Consider the following 11,017-nt stretch of genomic DNA (forward strand, 5'->3'; position numbering starts at 1 on the left):
CGAGGAGGTCTGCCATGGCGACACCGTCGTCCGCCCGAGCCCGTGCGACCGTCAACGACGTCGCGCTCGCCGCGGGCGTGTCGCGACAGACCGTCTCGAACGCCCTGATGCACCCCGAGCGAGTCCGCCCCGAGACCCTGCAGCGCGTCCGCGCACAGATCGAGCGGCTGGGCTACTCCCCCTCAACGGCCGCCAGCTCGCTGCGACAGCAACGAGCCGGTGCGGTGGGCATGGAGCTCACCGGCCAGGGCGCTGAATCCCTGAGCGACGCCCTGGCGCCCTTCCTTGTCTCACTGACGATCTGCGCCCCGAGCCACGAGTGCCACATCGTGACGTTCGGGTCCGACCGCGGCGGCCCGACGCTCGAGCAGTACCGCGAGATGTGGCGCGGCCGGCTCGTCGACGCCTTCGTCATCATGGACACCCACCACGGCGATCCACGCCCGGCGTGGCTGTCCGAGAACGAGATCCCGTTCGCGTCCTTCGGCCGGGTCTGGGACGACCCCTCGTTCACCGCGTGGGCCGACGTGGACGGTCGCGAAGGGACCGACGCGGCGGTGGAGCACCTCGTCTCGCGCGGCTACGGGCCCATCGGCTATCTCGGGTGGCCCTCGGGGTCCCTCGTGGGTGACGAGCGCCATCAGGGATGGGTCGACGCCACGTCGCGCCACGAGCGCGCAGACGCCACCCTCCAGGCCACGACCGAGCAGCGCCTCCCCGAGGCCATCGTCGCGGCCGGGCCTCTCGTCGAGCGGGTGGGTCGCGGTGGCGCGATCGTCTGCGCGTCCGACCTGCTCGCCCTGGCGGTGCACGAGGTCCTCCTCTCCCGTGGGCTGACCCCGGGCCGTGACGTGGGAATCGTCGGCTTCGACGGCTCCCAGTCCGCGCTCGCCCACGGCCTCACCAGCGTCGCGCAGCCCTACCGCGCCATCGCCGACGACCTGCTGACGCAGGTCCACGACCAGCTCACCACCGGGCGCCGCCACCTCGCCGGTTCGATGCTCTCCCCCACCCTCGTCCCCCGCTCCAGCTCGCAACCCTGACGCACCACCGAAACACCCCCGTCCCTGCCAACCCCGCACGACCGATTCAGCACCGTCCCTGCCACTCACCCCAGGAGAAGTCATGCACACCCCCAACGTCCGCCGCTCCCGCGCCGCCATCGTCTGCGCCGCAGGCGTCGTCCTCTCGCTCGCCGCGTGCGGCGGTGGAGGCTTCGAGGAGGAGTCCTCGGCCCCGCAGCAGTCGACCGGACCGTCCAAGCTCCAGATCCTCATCGGCACCTCCGGCGACGCCGAGACCGCCGCGGTCAAGGCCGCTGCGGACGCCTGGTCCAAGAAGACCGGCAACACCGCCGAGGTCGTGGTCGCCTCCGACCTCAACCAGCAGCTGGGTCAGGGCTTCGCCGGTGGCACGCCGCCGGACATCTTCTACGCCGACGCCGCCCGGATCGGCGACTTCGCCAAGGCCGGCAACCTCCTGGCCTACGGCGACCAGGTCGAGGACGCCGGCTTCCTCGACAGCCTCGTCCAGACCTACACCTACGACGACAAGCTCCAGTGCGCCCCCAAGGACTTCTCGACGCTGGCACTCATCATCAACACCGACCTGTGGACCAAGGCCGGCCTCACCGACGCCGACATCCCCAAGGACTGGGCCGGGCTCGAGGCCGCGGCCACCAAGCTCACCAACGGCAAGGTCACCGGCCTCGTGGTCAGCGGCGAGTGGGCCCGCCTCGGTGCCTTCATGAAGCAGGCGGGTGGCTGGGTCGTCAACGAGGACGGCACCAAGGTCACGGCGGACTCCGCCGAGAACGTCGCCGGACTGGCCCAGGCCCAGAAGATGCTCAAGGCCGGGACGATGAAGTACGCCAAGGAGGTCGACTCCGGCTGGGGTGGCGAGGCGCTCGGCAAGGGCGTCGCCGGGATGACCATCGAGGGCAACTGGATCCGCGGCGCCCTCACCAAGGACTTCCCTAACATCAAGGCCAAGGTCGTCGAGCTGCCGGAGGGACCGGGCGGCAAGGGCACGCTCCTCTTCAGCAACTGCTGGGGCATCGCCGCCAAGTCGAAGTCGCAGGCCGCTGCGGTCGACCTCGTCAAGTCGCTGACCAGCACGGAGCAGCAGATGACGTTCGCCAAGGCCTTCGGCGTCATGCCGTCGACCCAGGACGGCAGCAAGCAGTACGCCCAGGAGTTCCCGGACGACGCAGCCTTCGCAGCCGGTGGTGAGTACGGTCAGGGACCCGTCAATGCGCCCGGCTTCGACCCGGTCATGGCCGCGTTCAACACCGACCTCGAGCAGCTGAGGACGAAGGACCCCAAGGCGATCCTCGAGTCGCTCCAGAAGAACGGCGACGCCGCCCTCGGCGGGAAGTGACCATGACGAGTGATGTCCCCTCCCGTCGCCGCCGGAGGTCCTCCGGCGGCGACGGGCCCCGCAAGGGTGACGGCACGGCGGGCTGGCTCTTCACCGCCCCCATGCTCCTGATCCTCGGTGTGTTCCTGTTCATCCCGGTTCTCATGGCCTTCTACGTGAGCCTGACCAGCTGGAACGGCAACGGGTCGCCCTTCACGGGCGGGAAGAACGCGGCTTTCGTCGGAGTCGACAACTACACCTCGTTGTTCGCCGAGGACGGCCTGCGGCGACAGAACTTCATGCAAAGCATTGGCAACAACTTCTGGTTCGTGTTCTTCGTCGTACCGCTCCAGACCGCTCTGTCGTTCTTCCTCGCCGTGATCGTCAACAACAAGTTCCTCAAGGGCAAGGGGTTCTTCCGGACCGCGTTCTACTTCCCGTCGGTGACGAGCTCGATCGCGATTGCGGTCGTCTTCATCTTCCTGTTCGCCAACTCGGGAGCGGTGAACGCGGTGCTCAGCAAGCTGGGCGTCGACGGCCCCGCCTGGTTCAGCGACGCCCGCGGCCTGTTCCACATCGTCGCCAGTGTCTTCGGTATGGACGAGGCACCCGGGTTCGCCCAGTCAGAGGCCTTCGGACGGAGTATCTGGGACTGGTTCTCCGGCCCGTCGGTCGCCATGTGCGTCGTCATCATCCTCGTCGTCTGGACCACCACCGGCACCTTCATGCTGATGTTCCTCGCGGCCCTGCAGGACGTCCCGGTCGAGGTCGACGAGGCCGCCATGCTGGACGGCACCACGGGTTGGCAGAAGATGCGACACGTCACCGTGCCGATGCTCAAGCCGGCCTTCTTCCTGGTGACGACCCTCGGCCTCATCGGTACGTGGCAGGTGTTCGACCAGATCTACGTCATGGGCAAGGGCGCTCCCGCGAACACGACCTTGACGCCGGCCTTCCTGTCCTACAAGCAGTCCTTCACCAGTCTCGACTACGGGACGGGCGCGGCGATCTCGTTCGTCGTGTTCGCTCTCATCGTCGCGCTCACCTCGGCCCAGCGGTGGCTCCTGCGCGACCGCGACGTGACACCCCGGCGCAAGGCGCGCGCAGCGAGCATCGCCGCCTCCAACACCCAGACCGGAGCGAGGAAATGACCCACCGCATGCCCACGTGGAAGCTGCTGGTCTTCTACGCCCTGCTCGTCCTGTTCGCGGTCGTCTTCATCTATCCCTTCTTCATCCAGATCGCGACCTCCTTCAAGTCCAACCCCGCGGCCACGCAAGACCCCCTCAGCCTGATCCCCAACCCTCTCGACCTGGATGCGTGGAAGCGGATCTTCGGACTCGAGGGTGGCGCGGCGGTTCCCATTCCCACCTGGACCAAGAACTCCTTCCTCGTGGCCACCATCGTCACCGCCCTGCGGGTCTTCCTCGACAGCCTCGCCGGGTACGCGTTGTCGCGGCTGAAGTTCCGCGGCCGTGGCTTCATGTTCGCGACGGTTCTCGCCGTGATGAGTGTCCCCGGGGTGGCGCTGCTCATCCCGAAGTTCCTCATCGTCAACTATCTGGGCATCTACGACACCTACACGGCGATGATCCTCCCCCTCATCGTCGATGCCGCTGGCGTCTTCATCATGAAGCAGTTCTTCGACTCGATCCCCGTCTCCATCGAAGAGGCCGCCCGAATCGACGGTGCCGGCGTCTTCCGGACCTTCTGGTCGGTGGTGCTCCCCATGGCGAAGCCTGCGCTCATCACGCTGACGATCCTGTCGTTCCAAGGTTCCTGGAACGAGTTCGCGCACTTCCTCGTCGTCACGCAGGACGTCGAGAAGCGCACCCTCGTCACCGGGCTCGCGAGCTTGGCCAGTGGGGAGCTCAGCGCGGGCACGCAGTACCCGCTCAAGCTCGGTGCGGCCCTGCTCACGACCATCCCGGTCGCGATCCTGTTCTTCCTCTTCCAGCGCCACTTCACCTCGGGCGCCAACGAGGGCGGCGTCAAGGGCTGAGTCGCTGTCGATCCGGAACCAGAAGCGACGTATGCCGGTGTGTCACGTCCGCGTGGCGCACCGGTGTCGTCGTCTCCTGACCGCGTCGGTGCGCGCCGGCACAACCGCAGGGCCGAGCCGGGGTCGGTGTGGCGGTGCCACCGACCCCGGCTGAGCCAGCCCTGGCTGGCCCTATGTGCGGCTGCCCCAGGTCAGGCCACCACGACCCTGCGACGACCGGCTGCCGTGAGGAAGAGGCCACCCAGCAGAAGGAAGGCTGCCGCACCGAGGAGACCGGACACGTCGGTGCCGGTCTGGGCGAGGTTGCCCACATTCCCGGACACCACGCCGGTGATCGAGGCCCGCGTGACACCTGCACCCCGGCTGGGTGCCGAGGCCGCGTCGTCACGACCGTCGGTCGGGTCAGTCGGGGTGGTCGGGTCCGTCGGAGTGGACGGTTCCGTCGGAGTGGACGGTTCCGTCGGAGTGGACGGAGCCACCGGTCCGCTCGGGGTCGTGGTGGACCCCTCGGTCGTGGAGTCTCCGATGACAGTCACGGCGTTCCCGCCCGCGGTCACCGGAACCGACACCGGTGCGGTGACCTGGTTGCCACCAGCAGCCGAGTCCTCACCCGAGGTCGACCCCGAAGCAGCAGCGCCACCATCCGAGCCGGAACTCGAAGCAGCACCCTCGGTGCTCGAGTCACCCAGCACCGACACGGCGTTCCCGCCCGCGGTCACCGGAGCGCCCACAGGAGCCACCACCTGGTTGCCACCAGCAGCCGAGTCCTCACCAGAGGTCGACCCCGAAGCAGCAGCGCCACCATCCGAGCCGGAGCTCGAAGCAGCACCCTCGGTGCTCGAGTCACCCACCACCGACACGGCGTTCCCGCCCGCGGTCACCGGAACCGACACCGGAGCGGTGACCTGGTTCCCACCAGCAGCCGAGTCCTCACCAGAGGTCGACCCCCAAGCAGCAGCGCCACCATCCGAGCCGGAGCTCGAAGCAGCACCCTCGGTGCTCGTGTCACCCACCACCGACACGGCGTTCCCGCCCGCGGTCACCGGAGCGGTGACCTGGTTCCCACCAGCGGTCGAGTCCTCACCCGAGGTCGACGTGTCACCACTGCTCGAGTCGGAGCCTGCGCTCGTCGTGGAGTCCCTGCTGTTGGAGTCACCCACCACCGAGACCGAGTTCCCACTCACAGTCACCGGCACCGATACCGGAGTGCTGGCCTGGTTGCCACCAGCAGCCGAGTCCTCACCCGAGGTCGACGCGTCACCACTGCCAGAGCCAGAGTCAGAGCCAGAGCTCGTCGTGGAGTCCTCGCTGCTGGAGTCACCCACCACCGAGACCGAGTTCCCATTGACAATCACCGGCTGGGCGACCGGAGCCACCACTTGGTTGCCACCGAGGAGGCTCTCCGATCCGTTCGTGTCATCTGCGTGTGCCTGGGCGGAGAGGATGATCCCTCCGCCGACCACGAGGGCGATGCGCAGCCCTCGTTTCATTGATGCGTGCATGGTCGTTCCCTTCACGATTGATGCGTGGACGCCCGCGGTTGCGGGCACTGCTCTGGCGGCGCCTCACGGGGCGCCGGAGCGGCATCAATCAGGCCGAGAACCAGGGTTGAGCGCGGGACCACGGCTCAGGGTGAACAGGCGCGATGGCGCTGCAGCAGAACGGGTCTGGGGCAGCGCAAGGTCATGCGGAGTCGTCGCGAGCTCGCTGCCGCCCGACGCCGAGGACCCGGCAGACGGCACGCCTCCCGTGACACCCGAGAGACCCGACGGCGACCACGGCGTGGGCGAAGCAGGTCCTCCGCTCGCCGACTGTGTCGAGGGCTGGCGGACGACGTCGGCGGCCGTCGCCGCGGTGACGGCACGGCGGTCGTAGCCCGCAGGATCGTCGGCAAGGTCAGCGCCCGGCGCCGTGGCCGTGGCAGTCGGCCCTTGACCCGCAGCAGACACCGCACGGCTCACACCTGGTGCCGCAGCAGCGTCGCCGGGGACATGGGTCTGGGTCGCAGGGGGTGTCGTTGCCGGTTCGAGCACGTCGACGACCGCGTCGACGACGTCGGACGGCTTGGTGACCGGAGGAGCCTCGACCGTGTCCATGACCGGGGCGACCACAGCAACGACCGGGTCGATCACGGTCTCAGACGCCGGCGCGACCTCTTTCACGGTGACAACGCCGCCAGAAGCGCTGTGCGACAGGGCTTTCGTCGTCGGCGACACGATGGCCTCGGACGTCGCGTCCACTCTCTCGACGGGCTTCTCAGCCACGGTCGAGGCCGCGTCGACGGACGTGGCGACGACCTCGTCGACGGTGCCCACCGGGGCAGCGGCCGTCGTCGAGCGGACCAGCTCCGTCGTGGTTTCGGTGACGTCGGCGACCTGTGGAACCGACTCGGCGACGACGCCGAGGAGGCCCTTGTCGTCGGCCCGCGCGGAGGTCCAGGACGCGAGAACGAAGGCGAACGCGACGAAGGCGGCGGACAGCAGAAGCCGGCCGAGGCTCACGCGACGGGACCACGATTCCACTGTCATCACCCCCCACAGGTACTAGTCCGAAATGGCCTGTTCCCCACTTCATCGCAGGTCAGGGGCTATTCACAACCCCCCGGACGGGTGGTTTCTACCCGTGGGTCACTTCCGCCCACGCGGGGGTCCGACAACGCGAGACGCCGGTATGCCGTGAGCTCACGGCATACCGGCGTCGTCGTCTCCCGACGGGTCGGGCCTACTTCACGAGCGACCGCAGGACGTACTGGAGGATGCCGCCGTTGCGGTAGTAGTCGGCCTCGCCGGGGGTGTCGATGCGCAGGACCGCGTCGAAGCTCACGTCCTCGCCACCCTCCTTGGTCGCGACGACCTTGACCGTCTTCGGCGTGCGGCCCTCGTTGAGCTCGGTGACGCCGGTGACCGAGAACGTCTCGGTCCCGTCGAGCCCGAGGGACTCGGCGTTCTGGCCCTCCGGGAACTGGAGCGGGAGGACGCCCATGCCGATGAGGTTGGAGCGATGGATGCGCTCGTAACTCTCGGTGATGACCGCCCGCACCCCGAGGAGCGCGGTGCCCTTGGCCGCCCAGTCACGCGAGCTGCCCGAGCCGTACTCCTTGCCGGCCAGGATGACGAGCGGGGTGCCCGCCGCCTGGTAGTTCGCCGACGCGTCGAAGATCGTGCTCTGCTCGCCACCCTTGGTGAAGTCGCGGGTGAAGCCACCCTCGACCCCGTCGAGCAGGAGGTTCTTGAGCCGGATGTTGGCGAACGTGCCGCGGATCATGATCTCGTGGTTGCCGCGACGCGACCCGTAGGAGTTGAAGTCCTTGCGCTCGACGCCGTGGTCCGCGAGGTACCTGCCCGCAGGGCTGTCGGTCTTGATCGCACCAGCAGGGCTGATGTGGTCGGTCGTGACCGAGTCGCCGAGCTTGGCGAGGACGCGCGCACCCTCGATGTCGGTGACCGGCGTCGTCTCCATCTGCATGCCGTCGAAGTACGGGGGCTTGCGGACGTACGTCGAGTCGGCGTCCCAGTCGAAGGTGTTGCCCTCCGGCGTGGGCAGGCTCTGCCAGCGCTCGTCACCGGCGAAGACGTCGGCGTAGTCGTCGGTGAACAGCTTCTGGCTGATCGCACCGGCGATGGTGGCCTCGACGTCGTTCGGGCTCGGCCAGATGTCCTTGAGGAAGACGTCGTTGCCGTCGGTGTCCGTACCGAGCGCGTCGGTCTCGAAGTCGAAGTCCATCGTCCCGGCGAGGGCGTAGGCGATGACGAGCGGCGGCGACGCGAGGTAGTTCATCTTGACGTCGGGGTTGATGCGGCCCTCGAAGTTGCGGTTGCCGGACAGGACCGACACGACCGCGAGGTCGTTGTCGTTCACGGCCTTGCTGACCTCGTCGATGATCGGGCCCGAGTTGCCGATGCACGTCGTGCAGCCGTAGCCGACGAGGTGGAAGCCGAGCTTCTCGAGGTAGGGCCACATGCCGGCCTTCTCGTAGTAGCCCGTGACGACCTTGGAGCCCGGCGCCATCGAGGTCTTGACCCACGGCGCGACGGTGAGGCCTTTCTCGACGGCGTTCTTGGCGAGCATCGCGGCCGCCATCATGACCGACGGGTTGGACGTGTTGGTGCACGACGTGATCGAGGCGATGGCGACGATGCCGTGGTCGACCTCGGTGGCCTGGCCGTTGATCGTGATCGCGACCTTCTTGCTCGGGCGGTCGGCGCCGGAGCCCGAGTCGGCCGGCTTGGAGCCGCCGTTCTGGCCCTCGGGGGAACCCTGGGGGGTCGGGTCGCTCGCGGGGAACGAGCTGGCCGTGCCGTCGTCACCCTCCTCGTGGGAGACGTAGGTCGGGAGCACCTTGCGGAAGGACTCCTTGGCGTCCGTGAGCGCGATGCGGTCCTGCGGGCGCTTGGGGCCGGCGATCGAGGGGACGACCGTGGAGAGGTCGAGCTCGAGGCGCTCGGAGTAGCGGGACTCGGGCTGGTCGGGCCCGGCGTGCAGCCACAGGCCCTGCTCCTTCGCGTAGGCCTCGACGAGGGCAACCGACTCCTCGGAACGGCCGGTGAGGCGGAGGTACTCGAGGGTCACGTCGTCGATCGGGAAGATCGCGCACGTCGAGCCGAACTCCGGGCTCATGTTGCCGATCGTGGCGCGGTTGGCCAGCGGCACGGCACCGACGCCCTCGCCGTAGAACTCGACGAACTTGCCGACGACGCCGTGCTTGCGCAGCATCTCGGTGATCGTGAGGACGACGTCGGTCGCGGTTGCGCCCTGCGGGACGGAGCCGGAGAGCTTGAAGCCGACGACACGCGGGATGAGCATCGACACGGGCTGGCCAAGCATGGCCGCCTCGGCCTCGATGCCGCCGACGCCCCAGCCGAGGACGCCGAGGCCGTTGACCATCGTCGTGTGGCTGTCGGTGCCGACGCAGGTGTCGGGGTAGGCGACCGTCGCGCCGTCGACCTCACGGGTCATGACGGTGCGCGCGAGGTGCTCGATGTTGACCTGGTGGACGATGCCGGTGCCCGGCGGGACGACCTTGAAGTCGTCGAACGCGGTCTGGCCCCAGCGCAGGAACTTGTAGCGCTCGTTGTTGCGCTGGTACTCGATCTCGACGTTGCGCTCGAAGGCGTCCGAGCGGCCGAAGACGTCGATGATCACCGAGTGGTCGATGACGAGCTCGGCGGGAGCCAGCGGGTTGATCTTCTCCGGGTTGCCGCCGAGGTCGGCCACGGCCTCACGCATCGTGGCGAGGTCGACGACGCAGGGGACGCCGGTGAAGTCCTGCATGATCACGCGCGCCGGCGTGAACTGGATCTCGGTGTCGGGCTGGGCGTTCTCGTCCCATCCACCGAGCGCGCGGATGTGGTCGGCCGTGATGTTGGCGCCGTCCTCGGTGCGCAGCAGGTTCTCGAGGAGAACCTTGAGGCTGTAGGGAAGCGTCTCGCTCCCCTCGACCGCCGAGAGGCGGTAGATCTCGTAGGCCTTGTCGCCCACCTGGAGTTCGCCGTGTGCCTTGAAGCTGTCAGTGCTCGTCACGAGCCTGCTCCTTCCGCGCGTCATCGCGTGTGTTCGGTCCACCAAATTATCTTGACGTCAAGATACTAGTGGAGGGGCGCTGCTGTCCACCTTCCCACGCCGCCTCTCCTCGTGGGCAGAGAGATCGGACCGGTCCCGAGGCGGGCGAGCGTTCGCGTGCAGCACGACGCCGTATGCCGTCCGCTCACCCGTCGATGATGTCCTCGGCGACGTCGACGGCGCGGTCGATCGGCACGGCGAACCCGATGCCGATGGACCCGGACGCTCGGCCGCTGAGCGTGGCGATCGCGGTGTTCACGCCGACGACCTGGCCGTCGAGGTTGACGAGCGGGCCACCGGAGTTGCCCGGGTTGATCGAGGCGTCGGTCTGGATGACGCTCTGGCTCGCTCCCCCGCCCAGTCGCGCACTGCGCTCGACGGCACTGACGATGCCCGCCGTCACGGTTCCGTCGAGGCCGAGTGGCGACCCGACGGCGATGACCGGTTGGCCGATCCGCAGGGCCGATGACCGACCGATGCGGGCCGGCTCGAGCGCCTCGGGATCCGCGCGGAGGACGGCGATATCGTCGGCCTCGCTGCTCCCCACCACGGTGGCGTTGACGACCCGGCCGCTCGCGAGCTGGAGCGAGACCGAGAAGGCACCCTCGACGACGTGGTGGTTCGTCATGACGTGGCCGCGGTCGTCGAGCACGAACCCGGACCCCGTCGACTGTCCGGCCCGCACCTGCACGACGCTCGGCAGGATCGCCTGCGCCGCCCCCTCCTCGGTGCCCGTGGCCGCGGCAGGCACTCGGCCCGAGGGCGGCTCGACGGCGATGCTCGACCCGGACGAGGGGTCGGCGTCCGGGCCGAGCACGACGGCGACTCCGGCCCCCGCGAGACCCCCTGACAGGGCTGAGGCCAGGAGGAGCGCAGGGAGCCGGCTGCGACGCCGCTCCCGGCCGGCGGGCACAGGGGATCCGGCCGGGTCGATGGGATGCACAGGCGAGGACGGCGCGGGCAGGTTGGCTCTCAGGAAGTCGGGGCCGGCAGGTTCGCCGAGTCCGCGCCAGCGGCCTCCCTGCACCTCGAAGCCATGGTCCTCGGGTGGGCGCGGGATCGATGGATGCGTCATGGCAGCCACCGCCTCTCTGTGGT

At 68.7% G+C, this 11,017-nt stretch carries 8 protein-coding genes; 4 read left to right on the plus strand and 4 right to left on the minus strand.

Annotated features, from left to right (window positions below; translation table 11 throughout):
* The first annotated feature begins 14 nt into the window (after positions 1–14).
* From LL946_RS17995 to LL946_RS18010, 4 genes are all read left to right on the plus strand, one after another.
* On the plus strand, positions 15–1,043 hold the full coding sequence (locus tag LL946_RS17995; RefSeq protein ID WP_404383148.1) for a LacI family DNA-binding transcriptional regulator: 1,029 nt from the start codon (positions 15–17) through the stop codon (positions 1,041–1,043).
* Positions 1,044–1,125: 82 nt separating this feature from the next.
* The gene (locus LL946_RS18000; protein WP_404383150.1) at positions 1,126–2,379 is read left to right on the plus strand and encodes an extracellular solute-binding protein; all 1,254 of its coding nucleotides are present in this window, start codon (positions 1,126–1,128) and stop codon (positions 2,377–2,379) included.
* A gap of 2 nt (positions 2,380–2,381) precedes the next feature.
* Complete coding sequence (locus LL946_RS18005; RefSeq protein ID WP_404383152.1) at positions 2,382–3,509, plus strand: carbohydrate ABC transporter permease; 1,128 nt, start codon at positions 2,382–2,384, stop codon at positions 3,507–3,509.
* A gap of 8 nt (positions 3,510–3,517) precedes the next feature.
* Positions 3,518–4,360, plus strand: a complete 843-nt coding sequence (locus LL946_RS18010) for a carbohydrate ABC transporter permease (RefSeq protein WP_404383154.1) — start codon at positions 3,518–3,520, stop codon at positions 4,358–4,360.
* 191 nt (positions 4,361–4,551) lie between these two features.
* Here the strand turns inward: LL946_RS18010 and LL946_RS18015 are convergent, their stop codons facing one another.
* The 4 genes from LL946_RS18015 to LL946_RS18030 form a co-directional block, all read right to left on the minus strand.
* Complete coding sequence (locus LL946_RS18015; protein WP_404383156.1) at positions 4,552–5,862, minus strand: chaplin family protein; 1,311 nt, start codon at positions 5,860–5,862, stop codon at positions 4,552–4,554.
* A gap of 84 nt (positions 5,863–5,946) precedes the next feature.
* Complete coding sequence (locus LL946_RS18020) at positions 5,947–6,882, minus strand: hypothetical protein (RefSeq protein WP_404383158.1); 936 nt, start codon at positions 6,880–6,882, stop codon at positions 5,947–5,949.
* 199 nt (positions 6,883–7,081) lie between these two features.
* On the minus strand, positions 7,082–9,880 hold the full coding sequence (gene acnA, locus LL946_RS18025; protein ID WP_404383160.1) for an aconitate hydratase AcnA: 2,799 nt from the start codon (positions 9,878–9,880) through the stop codon (positions 7,082–7,084).
* Between the two features lie 184 nt (positions 9,881–10,064).
* A complete protein-coding gene (locus LL946_RS18030) occupies positions 10,065–10,994 on the minus strand; it encodes a S1C family serine protease (protein ID WP_404383162.1) in 930 nt (309 codons plus the stop codon).
* Positions 10,995–11,017 lie beyond the last annotated feature (23 nt).

This window comes from Knoellia locipacati, assembly GCF_044791685.1.
In the GTDB taxonomy this organism is placed as follows: domain Bacteria; phylum Actinomycetota; class Actinomycetes; order Actinomycetales; family Dermatophilaceae; genus Knoellia; species Knoellia locipacati_A.